Annotated in this window: 19 protein-coding genes; 7 read left to right on the top strand and 12 right to left on the bottom strand. The window is 65.7% G+C overall.

Going from position 1 to position 20901, the window contains the following annotated elements:
- Positions 1–49: 49 nt before the first annotated feature.
- Complete coding sequence (locus PIGHUM_RS10800; protein WP_124079594.1) at positions 50–964, top strand: LysR family transcriptional regulator; 915 nt, start codon at positions 50–52, stop codon at positions 962–964.
- A 13-nt stretch (positions 965–977) separates the two neighbouring features.
- Here PIGHUM_RS10800 and PIGHUM_RS10805 read toward each other — a convergent pair whose 3' ends face one another.
- Genes PIGHUM_RS10805 through PIGHUM_RS10815 form a run of 3 tightly spaced genes read right to left on the bottom strand, consistent with a single transcriptional unit; the run spans position 978 to position 5645 of the window.
- A complete protein-coding gene (locus tag PIGHUM_RS10805; RefSeq protein ID WP_124079595.1) occupies positions 978–2258 on the bottom strand; it encodes a c-type cytochrome in 1281 nt (426 codons plus the stop codon).
- A 1-nt stretch (position 2259) separates the two neighbouring features.
- Positions 2260–2808 (bottom strand): (2Fe-2S)-binding protein, encoded by a 549-nt coding sequence (locus PIGHUM_RS10810; RefSeq protein WP_124079596.1) that lies wholly within the window; start codon positions 2806–2808, stop codon positions 2260–2262.
- On the bottom strand, positions 2805–5645 hold the full coding sequence (locus tag PIGHUM_RS10815) for a xanthine dehydrogenase family protein molybdopterin-binding subunit (protein WP_246013109.1): 2841 nt from the start codon (positions 5643–5645) through the stop codon (positions 2805–2807). The genes PIGHUM_RS10810 and PIGHUM_RS10815 overlap by 4 nt, the downstream gene beginning before the upstream one ends.
- A gap of 298 nt (positions 5646–5943) precedes the next feature.
- Between PIGHUM_RS10815 and PIGHUM_RS10820 the strand changes: the two genes are divergently transcribed.
- The 5 genes from PIGHUM_RS10820 to PIGHUM_RS10840 all read left to right on the top strand — a co-directional run bounded on the left by PIGHUM_RS10820 (position 5944) and on the right by PIGHUM_RS10840 (position 10526).
- Positions 5944–7251: an aromatic ring-hydroxylating oxygenase subunit alpha gene (locus tag PIGHUM_RS10820; RefSeq protein ID WP_246013111.1), complete on the top strand. Its 1308-nt coding sequence runs from the start codon at positions 5944–5946 to the stop codon at positions 7249–7251.
- Between the two features lie 9 nt (positions 7252–7260).
- On the top strand, positions 7261–7764 hold the full coding sequence (locus PIGHUM_RS10825) for an aromatic-ring-hydroxylating dioxygenase subunit beta (RefSeq protein ID WP_124079598.1): 504 nt from the start codon (positions 7261–7263) through the stop codon (positions 7762–7764).
- An 85-nt stretch (positions 7765–7849) separates the two neighbouring features.
- Complete coding sequence (locus PIGHUM_RS10830; protein WP_124079599.1) at positions 7850–8824, top strand: Bug family tripartite tricarboxylate transporter substrate binding protein; 975 nt, start codon at positions 7850–7852, stop codon at positions 8822–8824.
- Positions 8821–9705, top strand: coding sequence for a sulfurtransferase (locus PIGHUM_RS10835; RefSeq protein ID WP_124079600.1), 885 nt, complete (start codon positions 8821–8823; stop codon positions 9703–9705). The genes PIGHUM_RS10830 and PIGHUM_RS10835 overlap by 4 nt, the downstream gene beginning before the upstream one ends.
- A complete protein-coding gene (locus tag PIGHUM_RS10840) occupies positions 9702–10526 on the top strand; it encodes an alpha/beta fold hydrolase (RefSeq protein ID WP_124079601.1) in 825 nt (274 codons plus the stop codon). Before PIGHUM_RS10835 ends, PIGHUM_RS10840 begins: the two co-directional genes overlap by 4 nt.
- Here PIGHUM_RS10840 and PIGHUM_RS10845 read toward each other — a convergent pair.
- Genes PIGHUM_RS10845 through PIGHUM_RS10855 form a run of 3 tightly spaced genes read right to left on the bottom strand, consistent with a single transcriptional unit; the run spans position 10514 to position 13549 of the window.
- A complete protein-coding gene (locus tag PIGHUM_RS10845) occupies positions 10514–11416 on the bottom strand; it encodes a LysR family transcriptional regulator (protein ID WP_160142237.1) in 903 nt (300 codons plus the stop codon). The genes PIGHUM_RS10840 and PIGHUM_RS10845 overlap by 13 nt on opposite strands.
- A 4-nt stretch (positions 11417–11420) precedes the next feature.
- Complete coding sequence (locus tag PIGHUM_RS10850) at positions 11421–12119, bottom strand: nitroreductase (protein ID WP_124079603.1); 699 nt, start codon at positions 12117–12119, stop codon at positions 11421–11423.
- Positions 12116–13549, bottom strand: coding sequence for a mannose-1-phosphate guanylyltransferase/mannose-6-phosphate isomerase (locus tag PIGHUM_RS10855; protein ID WP_187697775.1), 1434 nt, complete (start codon positions 13547–13549; stop codon positions 12116–12118). The genes PIGHUM_RS10850 and PIGHUM_RS10855 overlap by 4 nt, the downstream gene beginning before the upstream one ends.
- A 212-nt stretch (positions 13550–13761) precedes the next feature.
- Here PIGHUM_RS10855 and PIGHUM_RS10860 point away from each other — a divergent pair, with 212 nt between their 5' ends.
- On the top strand, positions 13762–15273 hold the full coding sequence (locus tag PIGHUM_RS10860; protein ID WP_124079604.1) for a Fic family protein: 1512 nt from the start codon (positions 13762–13764) through the stop codon (positions 15271–15273).
- Positions 15274–15368: 95 nt separating this feature from the next.
- Here PIGHUM_RS10860 and PIGHUM_RS10865 read toward each other — a convergent pair whose 3' ends face one another.
- The 6 genes from PIGHUM_RS10865 to rfbA form a co-directional block, all read right to left on the bottom strand.
- On the bottom strand, positions 15369–16190 hold the full coding sequence (locus PIGHUM_RS10865) for a symmetrical bis(5'-nucleosyl)-tetraphosphatase (RefSeq protein ID WP_124079605.1): 822 nt from the start codon (positions 16188–16190) through the stop codon (positions 15369–15371).
- Between the two features lie 76 nt (positions 16191–16266).
- Positions 16267–17430 (bottom strand): LPS export ABC transporter permease LptG, encoded by a 1164-nt coding sequence (lptG, locus tag PIGHUM_RS10870; RefSeq protein ID WP_124079606.1) that lies wholly within the window; start codon positions 17428–17430, stop codon positions 16267–16269.
- 94 nt (positions 17431–17524) lie between these two features.
- A complete protein-coding gene (gene rfbB / locus PIGHUM_RS10875) occupies positions 17525–18553 on the bottom strand; it encodes a dTDP-glucose 4,6-dehydratase (protein WP_124079607.1) in 1029 nt (342 codons plus the stop codon).
- Positions 18550–19431 (bottom strand): dTDP-4-dehydrorhamnose reductase, encoded by an 882-nt coding sequence (gene rfbD / locus PIGHUM_RS10880; protein ID WP_124079608.1) that lies wholly within the window; start codon positions 19429–19431, stop codon positions 18550–18552. The genes rfbB and rfbD overlap by 4 nt, the downstream gene beginning before the upstream one ends.
- Positions 19428–19997, bottom strand: coding sequence for a dTDP-4-dehydrorhamnose 3,5-epimerase (gene rfbC, locus PIGHUM_RS10885; RefSeq protein WP_124079609.1), 570 nt, complete (start codon positions 19995–19997; stop codon positions 19428–19430). Before rfbC ends, rfbD begins: the two co-directional genes overlap by 4 nt.
- A complete protein-coding gene (gene rfbA, locus PIGHUM_RS10890) occupies positions 19994–20896 on the bottom strand; it encodes a glucose-1-phosphate thymidylyltransferase RfbA (RefSeq protein ID WP_124079610.1) in 903 nt (300 codons plus the stop codon). The genes rfbC and rfbA overlap by 4 nt, the downstream gene beginning before the upstream one ends.
- Positions 20897–20901: the final 5 nt, after the last annotated feature.

Consider the following 20901-nt stretch of genomic DNA (forward strand, 5'->3'; position numbering starts at 1 on the left):
AATATGAATACAGTATGAATTAAGCAGATAAGCGTATAGATAGAGCGCCATGAATTTCTCTCACCGCCAGCTCAAGGCGTTCCTGGTCGTCGCAAGGCTCAGGAATTTTTCTCGCGCCGCCGAGCAGCTGCACATCGCCCAATCGGGCCTGAGCCTGATGATCCGCGAACTGGAAGGACAGCTCGGATTCCGTCTGTTCGACCGAACCACGCGCCAAGTCACTCTCACCCGCTTCGGCAGCGCTTTCCTGCCGGTCGCCGAGCAGAACGTGAGCAGCGTCGAAGACATCGTCGAGCAGCTGGGCAGATCGGCCCAGCACGCCGCCACGGCCTTGTCGGTCGGCGCACCGCCGCTGACCTGCTCCTACCTGCTGCCGCCGGTCATCGCCGCATTCGCCCAGCAATATCCGGGCGTGCGCCTGCACCTGGTCGATACGGAGCTGTCCGAGGTGTCCAGCATGGTGCGGGGCGGCCAACTCGACATAGGCCTGGGCATGTTCATCAAGCCGGCGGCCGGCGTAATCAGGAAGCCGCTGTTCAATTTTTCCCTGGTCGCGGCGAGCGCCGCGCCGCGCTTCCAGATGGCCCGCGCGCCGCGGGCATGGAACGCGTTCGAATCGGCGCGCTTCATCAAACTGCCGTTCGACAATCCGCTGCAGCAATTGATCGACAAGCATCTGGCGCAAGTCGGCCATAGCGCGCCGCCCGCCTTCGTCGTCAATTTCATCGAGACCCAGATCGGCCTGGCCGAGGCCGGCCGCGGCATTGCCATCCTGCCGTCCACGGCCATCCCGGCGTGCAAGGGACGCGGCATCCGCCTGGAACAGCTCGCCGCGCCTGTCATCGAACTCGATTTTTACGAACTGCGGGACCGCGCGCGCGAACTGGCGCCGTGCGCCGACGATTTCTGCAACATGATGAGGAAGCTGCTGCCCAGGATGGTGTCGCCGGTGCGCCGGGGCTGAGGGCCGGAAATCCCTATTTCCCCTCCCGCAGCTTCGCGACGTCGCCGGCCGCCACCTCGCCCGGCCGGCCGCCCCAGGCGGCGCGCAGGTAATTGGTCAACTGGGCGACCTCGTCGTCGCTCAAGCGGCGGGCGAAACCGGGCATCTCGCCGATTTCGGTGCCGTCCGGCAACCGCTGCCCCGGCAGGCCGTCCAGGATGGACAGCAGCAGGTTGCGCGGGCTTTCCAGCCGCACCGTGCTGTTGTCGGCCAGCGGCGGCATGCCTGGCGCATGGCCGTTGCCGTCGATGCCGTGGCAGGCCGCGCAGGTGTTCAGGTAGACGCGGCGCCCGGCAGACGGCGGGCCGTCTTCGGGCCGCGCCTGGGGCGCCGGCACGGGCGGGGGCGGATGGTCGCCCAGCATGAAGGCGGACATGGCGGCCAGGTCGTCGTCGCCCAGGTACTGCGTGCTGTGCAGGATGACCGGATACATCTCGTCGGCGGCGATGCCTTGCGGGGCCAGGCCGGTGCGCAGGAAGCGCTGCAGGTCCGCCGGGTTCCAGCCGCGTTCGGCCAGGGCCCGGGGCGTGAGCGAAGGCGCCTCGAAGCGGCCCAGCGCGTAGCCTTGCAGCCATTCGTCGCGCTTGACCTGGCCCAGCGCGCCGCGCGGCGTATGGCATTCGCCGCAATGGCCCAGCACGTTGCTCAGATAGCGGCCGCGCACCCATTGCTGCGATTCGCCCTGCGACGCCGCGGGCAGCGGATCCTTGTCGAAGAACAGCAGGTTCCAGCCGGACATCAGGATGCGCAGGTTCAGCGGGAAGGGGATGTCGGGCTTTTTGTTGGCTTGGGCGCTGGGCCGCACGTTCATCAGGTAGGCATAAATGAGGTCGGCGTCGGCGCGCGCGATGTCGTGGTAGGCCGTGTACGGCATGGCCGGGTACAGGTTGCGGCCGTGCGGAGCCTTGCCCCGCGTCAGCGCCCCGTAGAACTCGTCGGCGGTCCAGCGGCCGATGCCATGGTCGGGGTCGGGCGTGATGTTGGTGCCGTACACCGTGCCGAACGGCGTTTCCAACGGAAAGCCGCCCGCGTAGGCGGCGCCCTGGGCGGTCTGGTGGCAGGCGGCGCAATCGGCGGCGCGCGCCAGGTAGCGTCCCAGGCGCAGCTGCTCGGCGGTGGCCTGGACCTGCTGGGGCGCGCGGTCGGGCGGATCGTCGCGGTTGCCCAGAATGGCCGCCGCCACCGCGGCGGCCACCAGCAGCAGGATGACCAGCGCGACGACGGCGCCACGCGAGCGGAAGTGCTTGCTTCTCACGCTAGTCCTCCTTGGCGACCAGGCCGGGCGTGGCCAGGATGACGGCCTTGGCGGCCTCGAAGTAGCGCACGTAGCCGGTGCAGCGGCAGATGTGGCGGCCCAGGTGTTCGGTGATCGTCTCTTCCAGGTCTCTGGCGCGCACGGGCTGCTTTTTCAGCTTTTCCATCAGTGCGGTCGCTCCGATCACGAAGCCGGGCGTACAGTAGCCGCATTGGAAACTGTAGTGATCCAGGTAGGCCTGCTGGATGGGCGTGATGGCAATGATGCGCTGTTGGCCGTCGCGCTGGGCCAGGCCTTCCACGGTGCGCACCCGCTTGCCGTTGAAATAGTGGGCGCCCGTGATACAGGTGCGGATTTCCTCGGGGCCGTCCGGCCCGTCGAGCAGCACCGTACAGGCGTGGCACACGCCTATGCCGCAGCCGAAGCGCGATCCGGTCAGGCCCAGGTATTCATGCAGGAAATCGACCATCATCAGCGTGTCCGGCACGTCCACGGGACCCACTTGCCTGTCGTTGACGGTGAGCGTCAGGGGAGAAGTCGCGATGGTCATGTCTCCAGCACCTTGCGTATTTTTTCGGGCGTCACGGGCAGATCGGCGAAGCGGTGGCCGATGGCGTGCGCAATGCCGTTCACGATGGCCGCCACGATGGGAATCATGACGACCTCGGCTATGCCCTTGGCCGGATCGGTCTCCGAGATGGGCGGCAGGATCTCGCCGCTCTGGGTCCATACGGCCACGTCGCGGGCGCGCGGCAGGTGGTAGCGGTCGAAGTTCCAGGTGCCGTTGCCGGGGCCGTCTTCGTACAGCGGCAGGTATTCGTGCAGCGCGTGGCCGATGCCCATGGCGACGCCGCCCTGCAACTGGCCCGACACCAGCTCCTCCACCACCGGTTTGCCGCACTCGAGGACCGAATGATGCGACAGCAGTCGCACGTCGCCGCTGGTCAGGTTGACGGCCAGTTCGGCCAGCGCGGCGTTGGCGCTGTAGTAGGTCACGCCGGCATTGTTGCGCTGGGCCGGCGGATAGAAAACGTTGGCCCGTTCGATGACCTCGTAGGGCGCGGCGCCGCGGCTGCCGTCGCCGTAGCGCACCGCCAGGCCGTCCAGCGGCCGCCGCACCGTGGCGCCGCCCACGGTGAAATCGGCCTCGGCCCACTGCCAGCGGTTGAAGGTATGGCCCACGGCGGCCGTCACCAGTCCGGACGCGTAGGCCTGTTCGGCGAGGCGCTCCAGCGGCAGCGGCTCGAGCCCGTTGGCGGTCAGTCCGCGTTCGGTCCAGCGGGCGTCTTCGCGGCGCACCACCAGCGGCGCGGCCTGGCCGCCGCCTTCGCCGCGGCTCCAGATCGCCATGGCGGCGGGCCAGAGGCCGTGTTCGAACACCACGCGCGCGGTTTCGAGGGTGGCGTGGCCGAAGAAGTAGACGGAGTTGCTGGCGCTGGAGGGCGAGGCATGGACGGGCGTCCAGAGCGGATCGGCGGCCAGCTTGTCCTGTTCTTCCTGCTTGACCGTATAGGTATCGACGTTGCCGACCATGGGCAGGTCGGCCCAGTCGGTGACGGCCGTGTGGCACTCGTCGGCCGGCCGGCCGAACCATTCGGCGCACATCACCGCCTGCGAGGTGCTCATGCCCGTGCCGATCTCGACGCCGGTATGGTGCAGCACGACGCGGCCCTCGCGGGTAAGCGCCACGCGCACGAAGGCCGCTTCGCCGCCGGTGCCGAAGTCTTTCTGCACACAGGCGAAGCCCACGCCGTAGCGTTCGTTGGGATGGGCCGCCTCGTAGTCGCGCTTGCGCTGCTCGCGGTCCGTCCACAAGGGGTGGCGCCGCGCGCGCTCCAGGACTTCGTTCACCCGCAGCGCGCCGCCCGCGATGGCGCCCTGGGTATTCTTCATGCCGGAAAGCAGGGCGTTGCGGGCGCGGAACTCGATGGGATCGAGGCCCAGCCGCTCGGCCATCTCGTCGATCATCATCTCCGTGGCGGCCATGCTCTGCAGCGTGCCGTAGCCGCGCGCCGAGCCGGCGTCGACGGCGCGGCTGGCCTCGGCCACCGCAATCAGATCGTTCTTGGGAAAGTAGTAGACCGACTGCGCGGCCGTGGCGCCCACCATGACCACCGAGGGGGAAAAATTCGCGCGCCCGCCGCCGTCGCCCTTCAGCATGCCCTGGAACGATTGCAGTTTGCCGGTCTTGCGGTCCACCGCCATGGTGTATTGCATGTCGAAGGCATGCCGCTTGAGCGAACTCTGGAAATGCTCGAAGCGGTCGGTGGCGAAACGCACCGGCCGGCCGTCGCCGTACAGCGCCGCGACCAGGCCGTAGAAGGGCACGTTGCAATGGTCCTTGGATCCGTAGCCCACCGTATAACAGGGATGGACGAACAACCGGTCGAGCGGGAAGCCGCTGTCGGCCACCATCTTGGCGGCGGCTTCGGCCACCTCCTGCGGCGACTGCGTCGCCAGCACCATGTGCAGGGAGCGGGTGGCCGGGTCGTACCAGCAGTTCGCGTTGTCCGGCTCCAGTGCCGCGGTGTCGATGGACTGCGTGGTGTAGCGGCGCTTCATGACCAGCCAGTCGGCCGGCGGCGACTCCAGTTCCTCTCCGATCTGCGCGGCGGCGCGCATGCCCCGCGCGTCCAGGCTGTCCTCGGGGCTGGTGGACGGCCACACCAGGGTCTTCTTCTCGGTGGGAAAGATCGGGCTGTCCTTCAGGCTGGAATAGACGTCCGGCTCGTCGGAAGTGGCCCCGCCTATGCGTACATAGCGGAACGCGCCCCATGGCTCGCGCTCCAGCGGACCGGTCTGCGCGCCGTAGCGGATCGCGTCGCCGCCCGTATGCAGGCGTCCCCGTGCCAGGCTGTAGCGCGGGAAGTCGTGGAAGATCAGGATGGCGACAGCATGGCCCAGGTAGGCGGGCGTCTTGCCCACGGGCAGCAGCATGTCTTCGCCGTAGAAATCGGGAAAGGCGAGCCTGTCGCGCGCCAGGTCGTCCGCGGTGACCACTTTGTCCGGCCGCAGGTCGTCGCCCAGCGCGGTCAGGTCGAAGCCTTCATAAACACGGTCCGCCCGTGCGGCGCGCAGGATCAGCGCGTGGGACTGCTGCCGGGGCCAGTGGGGCATGTCGGCGGCGCGTATGTCGCGCGCGAAGACCTTTTCGCCCAGCACCTTGGCGTGGCCGTCGATCCGCAAGCGCGTGCGCCCGGTCGCGGGGTCCCACTGCGGGCTGCGGAGAATGCTTTCCTCGAACAGGGCGCCGAAAGCCGGGCTGTACAGCGGCGCGATCCAGACCGTGACGCCTGCCACCGCCGCCGCTTTCAGAAAGCCGCGGCGCGACAGCCCCGCGGCGGACGCCTGCGCGCCATGCCTGGCGTATCCAGCATCGTGCTTCACGTTCGCTCCTCGCTCGGAAACCCCGGCAGTCATGCTCGCACCAAAATGGAGAGCGATCTGCATTCAGATGGTGACAATCGAGACAGTCGGTGTCGCGGTACAGGGCACGCGCCGTTCGGTCTCGAGCATGGCAAGCGCTCTGGCAGGCTCGGCATGGGGCCCCGCTTGCCGAGGCGCACGCGGCCGCCTTAATGCACACGAGTGATATGCATATAACCATCTTTCCGAAATTGGACTCTATTCGACTCAAAAACGGGATAATGAGTTGCACCCATGTGGCTATGCCACAGCAGGGTGAATGCCTACCATCGCACCATTGGTCGAGCGCCGTTCCGGCGTCAAGGAGGCATGGATGGAGGCAGCAGCATCGCTCGTGAACTGGCCCAGCGAGGGCATTACGCGGGTGCCGTTCCAGGTTTTTTCGGATGACGAGGTCTACGAGCGCGAACAGCAGCGCATCTTCCGCGGACCGGTCTGGCAGTATCTCTGTATCGAGCCCGAGATCGCCAACCCGGGCGACATCGTCACGGCCTGGATGGGCGAGACGCCCATCATCGTCACGCGCGACGCGGAAGGGCAGATCCATGCAATGGTCAACCGCTGCGCCCACAAGGGCGCGCTGGTCGCACTGCGCGGCAAGGACAACGCCAAGCACCTGACCTGTGTCTACCACGCCTGGTCGTACCGGCTCGACGGCCGGCTGCGCTCCATCGCGTTCCAGAAAGGGGTCAACGGCAAGGGCGGCATGCCCGAAGATTTCGACGTGTCGGCGCACCGGCTGCAGCCGGTGCGCGTGGCGAGCTTCTGTGGCCTGGTATTCGGCACGCTGTCCGACGAAACGCCGCCGCTGGAGGAATACCTGGGCCCGCGCATGAGCGCCTTCATCCAGCGCAACTTCGGCCGGCCGCTCAAGATCCTGGGCCGGCACAGCCAGATCATCCACAACAACTGGAAGCTGTATGCCGAGAACGTGCGCGATTCCTACCACGCCACGCTGCTGCACACTTTCTATACCACCTTCAAGGTCAATCGCCTGGACATGGACGGCGGCATCGTCCTGTCCGACAAGAAGTGGCACCACATCAGCTACTCCAAGCGCGCCACCTTCAACCTCGACCGCGAGTACCTGACGGCCGAAGTGCACTCGGCCAAGTACGGCGCCAAGCACGGCGACTCCGCGCTCGAAGGGCCGCAACTGCTCGATGCCTGGGACGAGTTCGACGACGGCATCACCCACAGCATCCAGACGGTGTTTCCCAACCTGGTGTTCCAGTTCACGCTGAACTCGCTGGCCATCCGCTTCTTCGCGCCCAAGGGCGTGGACAAGACCGAGCTGAAATGGATCTTCCTGGGCTACGAACGCGACACCCCGGAGCAGACCGAGATGCGCGTGCGCCAGTCCAACCTGACCGGCGCGGCCGGGCTGGTGGCGCTGGAGGACGGCTGCATCAACGAGTTCGTGCAGCGCGGCACGGTGGGCGCGCCCGAGCGCGCGGCCTTCATCGAGATGGGCGGACGCGTGGCCGAGTCCAACGAATCGTCGCGCGCCACCGAAGCGTCGGTGCGCGGATTCTGGCACGGCTATCGCGAGATCATGGGATTCTGAGGGGACAGCATGCAGGTACTGGAACGCAGGGAGGCGCGCGCGGGCGACGCCGCCGACGCCGGGCACGACATCCGCCAACTGCTGGCGGACTACGCCCACGCGCTGGACGACGACAGGCTGGAGGCCTGGCCGGATTTCTTCACCGAGGACGGCTGTTATCGGCTGACCACGCGCGAGAACGTCGCCGCCGGCCTGCCGGTGGGCATCATTTTGTGCCACGGGCGGGGCATGCTGCGCGACCGCATCGCCGCGCTGCGCACGGCCAACATCTACGAGCCGCACTGGTACACCCATGTGCTGGGGCCGGCCAGTATCGACGCAGAGGAAGGCGGCTGGCGCGTGCGCTCCAATTTCAGCGTCTACCGCACTTTCGAGAGCGGCGAATCGATGCTGTACGGCGCTGGGCGCTATCTCGACCGGGTGAGCCGCACGGCGTCCGGCATGCGGCTGCGCGAGCGCACCGTCGTGCTCGATTCGCGCTGCATCGACGTCCTCACCGTGATTCCCGTCTAGCTGAGGCGACAACCGGCGGACGGGCGCGCTACGAGCCCGTCCGCGACGACAAGAGCGGCGTCATTGCCGACCGAGGAGACCATCCATGATCCAAGCCAAGATCGCATCCTGGAGCGCCGCGGCGCTTGCCTGCGCCTGTGCGCCCGTCGTCCATGCGGCCGATGCCGCTGCCTGGCCCACGCACGCGGTGCGCCTGATCGTGCCGTACGCGCCCGGCGGCATTGCCGACCAGATGGCGCGCATCATCGCCGAAGGTCTGCAGGAAGCCCTCAAGCAGCCCTTCCTGGTCGAGAACAAGGCGGGCGCCAGCGGCAGTCTGGGCACCTCCTACGTGGCCAAGAGCAAGCCCGACGGCTATACGCTGCTGGTGGGGCTGGCCGCGCCGCAGACCTTGAACCAGTTCATCTACAAGCTGGACTACCACGGCCTGAACGACTTTGCGCCGATCGCGCTGCTCAACACCAACCCGCTGGTGCTGGCCGTCAACCCCAGCCTGCCGTTCAAGACGACCGGCGACGTGATCGACTATGCCCGCAAGAACCCGGGCAAGCTGAATTTCGGCGGCGCGGGCGGCCTGACCCAGTTCGCCGGCGAGGTCTTCAAGTACGAGACCAAGACCGAGATGACCCACGTGCCTTACCGCGGCGGCGCGCCTGCCGTGGCGGCCGCGGTGGCGGGCGACGTGCAGATGACCTTCGCCAATTATTCCGATGCGCAGCCGTGGATCGAGTCGGGCCGCCTGCGCGCGATCTCCATCACCAGCGCCAAGCGCTATCCGCAGTCGCCCTCGGTGCCGACCATCGCCGAGTCCGGCGTGCCCGGCTATTCCATGGAAGGATGGACCGGCCTGCTGGCGCCGGCCGGCACGCCGCCCGAGGTGATCCAGAAAGTGTCCGCCGTGGTGCGCAAGACGCTCAACACGCCGGAGATGACGCGCAAGCTGGAAGCCATGGGCAGCCCGCCGGGCAACCTGTCGCCCGAGGAATTCACCAAGTTCGTCGGCGAAGAGATCAAGCGCTGGCAGGAATTCGTGGCCGAGTCCGGCATCAAGATCGAATGAACGGGCCCGCCATGGACGACTCCGCATTGATCCGGCCGCAGGCCCTGCAACGCGCCATGGCCGCCGGCGGGGTCGTCGTCATCGACTGCACCAGCCCGCTGCCTCCCGAGAAGCGCGACGCCCGGCGCGAGTTCGAGGACGCGCACATCCCCGGGGCGCGTTTCCTGGACCTGGCCGAAGCCAGCGATCCGCACGCGGCGCTGCCCAATACGCTGCCCACGCGGGCGCATTTCGAACAGGTGATGCGGCGGCTGGGCGTGCGCGCGGGCGACTGCATCGTCGTCTACGACACCTACGGCGTGCGCAACGCGCCGCGCCTGTGGTGGATGCTCAAAGGCTTCGGCCATGCGCGCGTGGCGGTACTGGACGGCGGCTTGCCGGCCTGGCGCGCGGCGGGCCTGGCGCTGGCGAGCGGCCCCGCCGCGCCGGCCGGCCCGGGCGACTGGCAGGCCGTATCCGATGCCGCGGCGCTGGCCGGCCAGCCGGAAGCCGCCGAGGCCGCCGCCGATCCCCATGGTCAATTGCTGGACGCGCGCAGCGCCGAGCGCTACCAGGGCCTGGCGCCCGAGCCGCGCCCGGGCCTGCGCGCCGGGCATATCCCCGGCAGCCTGAACCTGCCCTACGAGCGTCTGCTCGACCCCCGGACCCAGTCCTACCTGCCGGCGCCGGAACTGGCCGAAGCCCTGCGCGCGCACGGCGTGGAACTGGGCCAGGACAAGCGCTTCGTCTGCTCGTGCGGATCCGGCGTTTCCGCTTGCGTGATCGCCCTGGCGCTGCACATGCTGGGCGAACGCCAGGTAAAGGTCTACGATGGCTCCTGGTCGGAGTGGGGCGCGAATTCCGCGCTGCCGATCGAGACCGGAGAGACAAGGAAACAATGAACACGAACCTGGATCAACTGCTGCAAGAAAATACGAAGTCCCGCCTGGACCCCGCCACGGGCCTGGGTTTCACCGAAAGCGGCCCGGCCGGCGCGCCGGCTGTCGTGCTGGTCCACTCCATCCTCACCGACAGCCGCATCTGGGCAGGCGCGCGCGCGCAGCTCGAGCGCACCCACCGCGTGATCGCGATCGACCTGCCCGGCCACGGCGGCGTGCCGGCCGCGCAAGCAGAAGTGTCCCTGTCCAGCCTGGCCGATGCCATCGTCCAGCTCGCGGCCAGCCTGGGCGCGGACCGCTTCGACTTCATCGGCGTCTCGCTCGGCGCGATGATCGGCTACGACCTCGCCGCGCGCCATCCCGGCCGCCTGCACAGCCTCCTCGCCTGCGACGCGCCGCCTCGCTCGCCGGACAACTACCCCGCGATGTGGGAAGACCGCATCGCCCGGGCCCAGCGCGACGGCACCGCCACGCTCGTGGACGAAACACTGGCGCGCTGGTTCACGCCGCACACCATGGAGCAGCGGCCAGGCTGGCTGGACGCGCTCGCCGGCCAGATCGCCGCCACCGACGCGGCAGGCTTCGCGCAATGCGCGCGCGCCATCAGCCGCTTCGACTACGTGGAGGCGCTGTCGTGCTGCCCGGTGCGCACGACAATGCTGGCGGGCAGCGCCGATGCGGCCATCGTGCCCGCCATGCGCGACCTGGCACCGGCGATGCCGGCCGCGGCATGGGTGGAGATCCCGCAGGCCGGCCACCTGCCGCACCTCGAAAACGCGCAGGCGTTCGAAGCGGCGCTCGCGCGCCACTTTCACTCGTCCTGAGCCTTGCGTATGGCCTGGGCCAGGTAGCGCAGCAAAACCGTGGTGGCGCGCGGCACGCGCGTGCGCGAGACGATATAGGCGTACAGCGGCAGACGCGGTTGCCACTCCGGCACGATCTGCACCAACTGGCCCGTCTGCACGTAGTCGCGCGCCAGGATCTCCGGGATCAGGCCGATGCCGGTCCCGCCCGCGACCATCTCGCGCAGCAGGCGGATGCTGTTCACGCGCGCCCGCACCCGCCCCAGCACCGACCGGCCGGCCCCCAGCGGCGAAGCGGTCGTCAGACCCTGGTGCGATTGCAGCTCCGTCACCACCCAGTCCAGCGCAGGCAGCGCGGCCGCGTCCAGCGGCCGCGGCTGCGACCCCGCATAGGCCGGGCTGCTGTAGAGCCCGTAGCGAATGCCGCCCAGCTTGCGCACGGTCAGGCGCGAAGGCTTGGGCTCGCCGAACGCGATCAGGATATCGACGCCCTCGCCGATCAGGTCGATCGGCCGCGTCGTCGTATCCACGACCAGTTGCAGATCGCTATTCTCGACGGCGAACTCCGACAGCGCCTGCCCCATCCAGGCCGCGCCGAACTCGATAGGCATGGCCACGTGCAGCGTGCCCGACAGACTGGTGGCGCTGCGGGCGATCTTGCGCGCGATACTATCGCGCGCCTGGGCGATATCGGCGCAATCGCGCAGCAGATCCAGCCCCAGCGCGGTAGGCGACACCTTGCGCGTATTGCGCTTGAGCAACATCGCGCCGCAGCGCTTCTCCAGCGCGATCAGGCGCCGGCTCAGCGTGGCCCGCGGCACGCCGAGCCGGCTCGCGGCGGCAGTCAGCGAGCCGCTCTCGACGACGGCCTGGAACAGCATCAGGTCGTCCAGGTTCAGGGATACTTGCAACCGCTCACTCGTCCAGGAAAGACACCACCTTGGCCACCTGCTCGCGCGAGGTGCGGAAACCATTGGCGGGATGTGACGGATCCGCATAGCCGAACGAAATCCCGCACACCAGGATCCGGTCGGCGCCGAATCCCAGGCGCTCGCGAAAGTAATCCGCATATTGCGCCAGCGCCGCCTGGGCGATGTTGGCCACACCGCAGGCCTGTGCGGCCAGCATGAAATTGTTCACATAGGCGCCGCAATCGATCGCCCCATACGGACCCAGCGCCTCCGCCGACGTAACGAGCGCCACGTGCGGTGCATCGAAAAAACGGAAATTCAGCGCCCCCTGCCGCGCCGACGCGGCGCGGTCCCCGCGCTGCACGCCCACGCTCTCATACAACTGGAAGCCGCACTCCCGCCGGCGCTCGCGATAAACGCCCGGATACTCGCGCGGAAACGGTATGTCGGAAGCGACCTCGTCGGGATGCGCCGCCGCGTGCGCCGACAAATCCGCGCGCAGGCGCTCGATCGCCTGGCCCGACACGATGCTCACCTGCCAGGGCTGGGTATTGCACCAGGAGGGCGTGCGCTGCGCGAGCGCGAGGATCTGCAGGATGGTTTCGCGCGGGATGGGGGAGGGGAGGTAGCCGCGGCAGCTCCAGCGGTCGGTCAGCAAGCGGGAGAATGCGCCGGCAAGATCCGGTCGAGCGGGCTGGGTCATGGACGTTTTTCCGCCGGTGCACGTCCATAGCGGTCTTCGAACCGCACAATATCATCTTCGCCCAGATAGCTTCCCACCTGGACTTCGATCAGCTCCAGCGGAATCTTTCCAGGATTCTCCAGCGCGTGCACCGCGCCCAGCGGCAGATAAACCGACTCGTTCTCGGTCAACAGCCGCTCCTCGCCATCCAGCGTCACCTTGGCCGTGCCCGACACCACGATCCAGTGCTCGGCCCGGTGGTGATGCATTTGCACCGAAAGCTTGGCGCCCGGCGTCACGGTAATGTGCTTGACCTGATAGCGCTTGCCGTTGTCCACCGAATCGTAATGCCCCCAGGGCCGGTACACCTGCCGATGCTGCTGATGCTCGGTGCGGCCGGCGGCCTTGATGCGGCCCACGATCTGCTTGACTTCCTGTGCCCGGGCACGCGGCGCCACCAGCACGGCGTCCTTGGTCTGCACCACCACCGTATCGTGCAGTCCCACTACCGCGACCAGCGCATTCTCCGCGATCACCAGATTGTTCGTGCTGTCCGCGGCGATCACGTCGCCCTGCAACGCGTTGCCATCGGCATCGTGCGGCAATACCTCCCACAACGAACCGAACGCACCCACATCGCTCCAGCCGGCGTCCAGCGGTACCACCGCGGCGGCGTCCGTTTTCTCCATCACAGCGTAATCGATGGACTCTTCCGGGCAGGCCTTGAACGCCTCGGTGTCCACCCGGATGAAGTCCAGGTCCGGGCTGGGCGCGGCCATCGCGGCGCGGCAGGCGGCCAGGATGTCGGGGCGGAATCTGCCCAGTTCTTCCAGGTAGCGGCTGGCGCGGAACATGAACATGCCGCTGTTCCACAGATATTCGCCGCTGGCCAGGTACTGCTCCGCCACCGCGCGCTCGGGCTTCTCCACGAACGCAGCGACGCTACTGGCTCCGCCCTCGATCGCCGTGCCGCGGCGGATATAGCCATACCCGGTCTCCGGCTTGTCCGGAACGATGCCGAAGGTCAACAAGCGGCCTTGTTCCGCCAACGGCAGTGCGTGGCGCACCGCCGCCTGAAACGCCGCCTCGTCGCGAATCACATGATCCGCCGCTAGTACCAGCAGCACCGGATCGCCCTCGCGCAGGGCATGCAGCGCGGCCAGCGTCACCGCCGGCGCGGTATTGCGCGCTACCGGTTCGAGCAGGATGTTGCGGTTCAGCGCGCCAAGCTGGCGCAATTGCTCGGCCACCAGGAAACGGTGGCTGTCGTTGCAGATCACCAGCGGTTTGCCGGCTGGAAGATCACCCAGGCGTTCCAGCGTTGCCTGGAGCATGGACCGCTCACCGCCGTCCAGGGCCAGGAACTGCTTGGGGAAGTGTTCGCGGGACAACGGCCACAGCCGGGTTCCGGAGCCGCCCGCCATCAGGACGGGAACGAAGGGGTGGGTCATTGCAGGGTCCGTGGTGGGAGTCGCGATTCCGCTTCCAGATGATACCGGGGGAGCGCAAGAGCGGCCATGATGTGGAGGATGCCAGGACCATCACCAACTTGAGCGGCCCGTCATGGATTGTTCGTAAGCCGTTAAAAAGTAGAATTTTTCTAAAATTTTATCCGTAATATAGATAAAATTTAAATTCTTTAGAGATTTTCTCGCCCCCAACAATGGCTACCGCGCTCGGCTACAACGCTCTGATCGCCCGTTTCAATCTAACGGTGCCGCCGCTTCGCCAGACCTTTTGGCTGGGTGAGCGAACGACGGAGACCCGCACGCAGGCTATTGACGGCACGGAACGCATCGAACTGGCTCGCGGTCGGGCGTCTGCCGAGCAATCGACGGTGGAGCAGCTCACCTTTGCCCTCAAGCGCGAACACCTGAATCTGGCTGTGCTCGGTGCGTTGTTCGAGCATCGCCAAGTTCTCACGGACATCCAGGCATGGCTGGCCGCGCGGCCGACATCGGCCTACGCCCGCCAAGCCGGATATCTTGCTCATTGGCTGGCCGGAGCGGATTTCGACTACCGGGCGCCGCCGGGAACCCCGCGCGTGCGCTTGCTGAATGCCGATAACTACGTGGTGGGACCGGAAACGTCCAGCCCGCAGTTCGCGGTGGTCAACAACCTGCTTGGGGGCCGCGAGTTCAGCCCGCTGGTGCGCAAGACCGAAACGCTGCGGGGGCTGTTGGCCGAAGATTTGGGTGCCAAAGTGGCCAGGGCGATGGATGCCATTGAACCGGAGATGCTCAGCCGGGCAGTGGACTATTTATACCTTTCCGAAACTCGCTCAACCTATGGCATCGAGGACGAGATTCCGGACGGTCATCGTGCCGCCAAGTTCCGGCACTTGCTTGAAGCGGCGGGCGAACCGGGCGAGTTGAGCGAAGAGAGGCTATGCGATTGGCAGAATCTCATCGTGACGCCCGTGAGTGCCGAGTTCAGCTATAGAACGTCTCAGAACTGGCTGTCCCGCCCGGGGCGCCTGCGCAATATCGCCGACTTTATTCCCCCACCGGTCGAACTAGTGAGGCCCATGATGGAGGCCGTCAGTCGGGTTGCGGCGTATGCCGCCGAGGGCGTGATGGACCCTGTGGTGGCAGCCAGTTGTGCTGCCTTTGGTCTGGTTTTCGTGCACCCGTTCTTTGATGGTAACGGCCGCCTGCACCGGTTCCTTCTTCACCACCTCCTGCGCCAATCCGGGTTCACGCCGGCTGGCGTGGTGTTGCCCCTTTCGGCTCGCATGTTGAAGCAGCTGGACCGCTACTCCGCGTTGTTGAAGGCCTACTCGAAGCCTCGCACCGAGCTGGTGAATTATCAGTTGGACGGCGACAGCGCCACCATTCGGGTGATGTCACCTCAGCCTCTGTGGCTCTACGCCTACTTCGACGCTACCGAGATTTGCGAGTTCGTGCTCCAGTGCTGCAAGCTCTGTGTCGAGGAAGACCTGGCCTCCGAAGTGGAATATCTGCGCAGCCATGACCAGACTGTACGTGAGCTCGAAACCTGGCTGGACATGCGTCAATCGAAGCTGAATTCGCTCATCGACATCATCGTGCAAGGACACGGCTCGCTGTCCAAGCGCAAGCGCGGCTTCGTCGAAGAACTCAGCGATGAACAGGTGATGCGTATCGAGGGAGTCGTCGCTCGTCATTTCGCGGAATATATCGACAAGCGGGTGTAGAGTTTTTCTCTATAAAGCTGGCGCAAATAGAGTTTTTTGTGGTTCTGTAGATTCTCTGGCCCGCAGAAGACAGGTACGTAGAGAAATTCGAGGCGCTAATCCGGCGCCTGGAACTGCCGGCACGCCACCTGCACCAGCTTGTGATCGTTCAGCCGCGCCGCCGTCAGCCGGCCGCCCCAGACGCAGCCCGTATCCAGTCCCAGCAGGCCGGGCCGCTGCAGCAGGCCCAGCGTGGACCAGTGCCCGAACACTACCGTGACCGACTCGGTCGCCCGGCCTGGCACGTCGAACCATGGCATGAACCCGGGCGGCGCGTGCTTGGCGGCGTCCTTGACCGCGAACTCCATCGTGCCATCGGCCGCGCAAAAGCGCATGCGCGTCAACGCGTTCACGATCACCCGCAGCCGGTCCACGCCCTGCAGCCCGTCCACCCAGGTGGCGGGCGCATTGCCGTACATCTGCGCTAGGAACGTCGGCCAGTCCGGGCCTCTCAGCGTCGCCTCGACCTCGCCTGCCAAGGCCAGCGTTTGCGCCGCCGTCCAGCTCGGCAGCACGCCGGCATGCACCATCAAATGGCCGTGCTGGAAATGCGCCAGCGGCCGGTGCCGCAGCCACGTAAGGATATCGGCCGCATCCGGCGCGTCCAGTATCTCCTGGATCGTGTCCGACTTGCCCGGCTTGCGCAGCCCGGCGGCCACCGCCAACAAATGCAAATCGTGATTGCCCAGCACCGCGACCGCGCGGTCGCCCATCGCCATTACGCGGCGGAGCGTCGCCAGCGACGCCGGGCCGCGGTTCACCAGATCGCCGGCAAACCAGAAGCGGGCATCCGCATCATGGGCGATATCGGGCTGCCCCAACAGCGCCTCCAGCGGTGCGCAGCAACCTTGCACATCCCCGATCACCCACGTACTCACGGTGCGCCCTCCTGTCGCCGCGCGACATCCTCCCCAGGGAAGGACACGCGCCCTACGGGCAGCCGCGCGGGCGCGCTCATCGCCGCGCCATCCGCGCCCGCCAGCTGTTGCCGTACTCCATGCTCAGCACCGCCAGCAGCGCGATACCCAACGCCAGCGCGTTCGGCGCCACCGCCGTCACCCACGCAGGCCAGCGATTCAGCATCCCCACGTTCAAGGACAGCTGGTTCAACATGAAAAACGCCACGCCCAGCAAAATGCCCACGAACATCTTCAAGCCCACGCCGCCGCGGCGCGTCTGCATGAAGCCCACCGGCGCGGCGATCGTAATCATCGCCAGCAGCGTGAACGGATAGATCAGCTTGCGCCATATCGCCACGATCTGCCGGTCCGACACCAGATGGTTCTTGTTGAGGTAGCCCACGTAGTCGAACAAGTCGCTGAACGACATCCGCTCCGGCGTCAGCACCCGCGCCAGCAGCAGTTCCGGCGTCAGTGTCGTCGCCACCGCCCGGCGCGCCTCCTTGCTCACCACCACCGGCGCCTGCTGTGGGCGCGTACCGGCATCCAACGAAGATTCCAGATCCGGTGCAATCGACGTCACCGTCACATCTTCCAGTTGCAGCTCGCCTGTGCCGAAATTCCCGCGCGAGCCCACCACCACCGACGCCAGCCGTTTCTCGGGCGTGAACTCGTACAGTGTCACATCCACAGCACCACCGCCGGCCTGCAGGCCGCCCACATTGATGATCCGCTCCCCGGTTTGCGTATCTTCCTTGAACCAGTAGCCGCTGCGCAGCATCCCCGACGAACGCCCCCCGGCGCTCCCCGTGATCGTCAGCTTCGTCTCGTTCAGCTTGATCTCCGCCGCAGGCGTCAGCCATTCGGCAAGCACCAGCGCCAGCACCATCACCGGCACCGACACCAGCCACAGCATGCCCAGCAGCCGCATGCCGCTCACCCCGGAGACGCGCAGGATCACCAGTTCGTGCCGCTGCGCCAGGCCAGCCAAAGCGAGAATTGCGCCTATCAGCAAGCCGATGGGAAGAATGTCGTAGACCCGGGTGGGTAGGGCCAGCACCTCGAGAAAGATCAGATGGTAGAGCTTGAACCCGCCCCGTCCGACCTGGTCCAGGTCATCGACTACGGCGAAGAACGAAAAAAGGCCTACCAGCGCAAGGAGGACGACGGCGGAGTGGCGGTAGATTTCAGTGGCCAGGTAGCGGCGGGCGGTTTTCACGGGAGGACTTGGGGAAGGGCAAGCCCCTAGTGTAAAGGAAGGGCATCCGAGGCCAGGCCTTCTGATGCCGCAGGCTGCGAGTTTGCCCGCGACATCAATGGCCCGGGCGGCCCAGGTACCAGTCGATGGTTTTCTCTATCCCGCTATCGAAACTTTCCTGGGGTTGCCAGTCCAATTCATCACGCATCTTGGTTGCATCGATTGCATAGCGCCAATCATGGCCAGGACGATCAGTTACGAAGCTGATCAGCCGGCGATGCGGTGCGCTATCGGGGCGGCGCGTATCGAGCAACGCGCAGATCCGCTCGACGATGTCTATGTTGCGCCACTCATTGCATCCGCCGATGTTGTAGGTCTCGCCCAGGCGGCCGTCGCGTATCACGCGCTCGATGCCCCGGCAGTGGTCTTCGACATAGAGCCAGTCGCGAATGTTGCGGCCGTCGCCATAGACGGGAATGGACTGCCCATTTAGGCCACTGTGGATCACGGTGGGAATGAACTTTTCGCCGTGTTGATACGGTCCGTAGTTGTTCGAGCAGTTGGTCGTGACGACCGGCAATCCGTAGGTATGAAAGTAGGCGCGTACCAAATGATCAGAGGCGGCCTTGCTGGCCGAGTATGGCGAATTGGGCGCGTAGGGGGTGGTTTCGGTAAAGGCGGGGTCTTCAGGCTTGAGCGTGCCATAGACCTCGTCCGTGGAAATATGGTGGAAGCGACGCGATGCTTGAGCCGATTCGCGGCTTAAGCCCTGTTCACCCAGCCATAACTGGCGGGCGGCTTCCAACAGCGTATAGGTACCTTCGATATTGGTTCGGACGAACGCCCCAGGGCCACTGATGGAACGGTCAACATGGCTTTCGGCCGCGAAATGCACGATGGTGTCCACTTCATGCTCGCGGAGCAGCCGGTCTAACAGTTCCCGGTCGCAGATATCTCCCTGGACGAAGCAGTGGCGCTCGAGGGCAGGAAGATTCCGCAGGTTTTCCAGGCTGCCCGCATAGGTCAGCAAGTCGAGATTGACAATCTTGATGCTGGCGGTCGATGCCAGCAGATGACGAACGAAGTTCGCGCCGATAAAACCCGCGCCGCCCGTTACCAATATGTTCTTGGGGGTGTAGCTCATGAGTTCTTCCAGGTATTCAATACGTCGCGCAGCGCGCTGCGCCATTCAGGGGGAGAGAGTCCCAGCAGCGTACGGCCGCGCGTCATGTCCAATGCCGAGTTCGCCGGCCGCTGGGCAGGGGTTGGGTACTCAGTGGATGGAATCGCCGCGACGTCGGGTATGTGATTGGTAAGGCCGAGACCGGATGCTTCTTCGAATATGGCCTGCGCGAAAGCATGCCAGGACACCACGGGCGAGCCTGCGTAGTGATAAGTGCCCCAGGCCAGAGAGCCGGTGCGCAGGTAGGTGCCCGCGAGCTCCAGAAGCGTGTCGGCGATCGCGGATGCAGGGGTTGGGCCGCCGAACTGGTCGGCGACCACGCGCAATGTCTGTCTTTCCCGGCCCAGCCGGATCATGGTGCGCACGAAATTATTGCCATGCGCGCCGAAAACCCACGATACCCGGAGGATCAGGTGCTGAGCATGGGCAGCACGCAATACCTGTTCGCCTGCGAGCTTGCTCTTTCCATAAACGCCGGTCGGGTTGGGCGCGTCGTCTTCCGTGTATGCGCCGGCCTTGCCGCCATCGAACACATAGTCCGTGGACAAGTGGAACAGCGGAATACCGGCAGAGGCACATGCACGCCCCAGCCCTTCCACCGCATCGCGGTTGCTCGCAAAAGCGGCCGCCGAGTCGCTTTCAGCCTTATCCACGGCGGTATACGCCGCGGCGTTCACCAGGGCCGTGGCTTGGTGATGCGCCAGTGCATCCGCCACAGCCTTGGCATCGGTAATGTCCAACTGCGTGCGATCAAGCCCCGCGACCGCCAGCCCAGGCCTATTCCGCATCACTAGTTCCCGGCCGACCTGGCCTCCTGCGCCTGTCACAAGAATGGTCATGGCCGACTATCGTACGGTGGAAGTGTTTCAGCGGCTTTATCGCACAGGCGCGGCATGGCGATGTCCTTGGCCGACAGCTGGAACGGCACGCCCACATCTGGCCACTGGATCCCGATGTCGAGGTCGTTCCAAAGCACACCGGAGTCCGAAGGCGCGTCGTAATACGACGTGCATTTGTAGACGAACTCGGCTTGCTCCGACAGCACGCAGAAGCCGTGGGCAAAGCCCGGAGGTATCCAGAGCTGTCGGTGGTGGACGTCGTCGAGTTCGACTCCGACCCATTGTCCAAAATTGGGCGAGCCTTGGCGTATGTCCACGGCCACGTCGTAGACCCTGCCGCGGGCGGCGCGAACCAGCTTGCCCTGCGGGTTGGTCAGCTGATAGTGCAGCCCCCGCAGCACGCCACGGCGCGAACGGGATTGATTGTCCTGCACGAAGGCCTGGTCAATACCGGCCTCCTGCAGCCATGTCTGGCGGAACGTCTCGACGAAAAAACCACGCTCGTCGCCGAATACCTTGGGTTCGAAAACCAATACGCCTGGCAGGCGCGTTGCAACGATTTTCAAAAACGCACCTCTTGCTTGAGGAGGTTCAGCAGGTACTTGCCGTAGTTGTTCTTGGCGAGCGCGGCGCCTTGTTCCTCGAGCTGTGCATCGCTTATCCAGCCCAGCCGCCAGGAGATTTCCTCGGGGCATGCGATCTGCAGGCCCTGGCGGGCCTGCATGACCTGGATGAAGTTGGCGGCATCCAGCAGGGATTCGTGAGTGCCTGTATCGAGCCAGGCATAGCCTCGGCCCAGGACTTCCACTTGTAGATCACCCCTGCGCAGATAGGCGTTGTTCAGGTCGGTGATCTCCAATTCGCCGCGGGCCGAAGGGCGAACCTCGCGAGCCAGGTGCACCACATCATTGTCGTAGAAGTAAAGACCGGTCACGGCATAGCTTGACTTGGGCTGGCGGGGCTTTTCTTCCAGGCCGATTGCTTTGCCCGAGGCGTCGAAGTCAACGACTCCATAGCGTTCCGGGTCGCTGACGAAATAACCAAAAACCGTCGCGCCTTGCGGCCGTTCGTCGGCGCGGCGCATCAGTTCTGGGAGGCCGTGTCCGTGGAATATATTGTCTCCTAGGACCAGCGTGGCATTATCCCGGCCAATGAAATCCGCCCCGATCAGGAATGCCTGCGCCAATCCGTCGGGGCTGGGCTGCTCGGCATAATTGATGTTTACCCCCCACTTGCTGCCATCGCCCAGAAGGTACTGAAACGACTGGGCATCGCGTGGAGTCGTGATGATCAATATGTCCCTGATCCCGGCCAGCATCAACGTCGATAGCGGATAGTAGATCATCGGCTTGTCATATACGGGCATCAGTTGCTTGCTGACGCAGTGCGTGACGGGGTGCAGACGTGTGCCCGAGCCTCCCGCTAGTATGAGGCCTTTTCTTTTTGAAAGAGTATTGGCAGCCATTGCGT

It is taken from the genome of Pigmentiphaga humi (genome assembly GCF_900606115.1).
GTDB classification, from domain to species: domain Bacteria; phylum Pseudomonadota; class Gammaproteobacteria; order Burkholderiales; family Burkholderiaceae_B; genus Pigmentiphaga; species Pigmentiphaga humi.

Bases quoted from the DNA above. Each gene is read 5' to 3' on its own strand.
- PIGHUM_RS10850 (WP_124079603.1), bottom strand. From the start codon at position 12,119: ATGACCCAGCCCGCTCGACCGGATCTTGCCGGCGCATTCTCCCGCTTG.
- rfbD (WP_124079608.1), bottom strand. From the start codon at position 19,431: ATGACCATTCTTGTGACAGGCGCAGGAGGCCAGGTCGGCCGGGAACTA.
- rfbA (WP_124079610.1), bottom strand. From the start codon at position 20,896: ATGGCTGCCAATACTCTTTCAAAAAGAAAAGGCCTCATACTAGCGGGA.
- PIGHUM_RS10855 (WP_187697775.1), bottom strand. From the start codon at position 13,549: ATGACCCACCCCTTCGTTCCCGTCCTGATGGCGGGCGGCTCCGGAACC.
- rfbB (WP_124079607.1), bottom strand. From the start codon at position 18,553: ATGAGCTACACCCCCAAGAACATATTGGTAACGGGCGGCGCGGGTTTT.
- PIGHUM_RS10825 (WP_124079598.1), top strand. From the start codon at position 7,261: ATGCAGGTACTGGAACGCAGGGAGGCGCGCGCGGGCGACGCCGCCGAC.
- PIGHUM_RS10810 (WP_124079596.1), bottom strand. From the start codon at position 2,808: ATGACCATCGCGACTTCTCCCCTGACGCTCACCGTCAACGACAGGCAA.
- PIGHUM_RS10800 (WP_124079594.1), top strand. From the start codon at position 50: ATGAATTTCTCTCACCGCCAGCTCAAGGCGTTCCTGGTCGTCGCAAGG.
- PIGHUM_RS10820 (WP_246013111.1), top strand. From the start codon at position 5,944: ATGCCTACCATCGCACCATTGGTCGAGCGCCGTTCCGGCGTCAAGGAG.
- PIGHUM_RS10860 (WP_124079604.1), top strand. From the start codon at position 13,762: ATGGCTACCGCGCTCGGCTACAACGCTCTGATCGCCCGTTTCAATCTA.
- PIGHUM_RS10835 (WP_124079600.1), top strand. From the start codon at position 8,821: ATGAACGGGCCCGCCATGGACGACTCCGCATTGATCCGGCCGCAGGCC.
- PIGHUM_RS10830 (WP_124079599.1), top strand. From the start codon at position 7,850: ATGATCCAAGCCAAGATCGCATCCTGGAGCGCCGCGGCGCTTGCCTGC.
- PIGHUM_RS10840 (WP_124079601.1), top strand. From the start codon at position 9,702: ATGAACACGAACCTGGATCAACTGCTGCAAGAAAATACGAAGTCCCGC.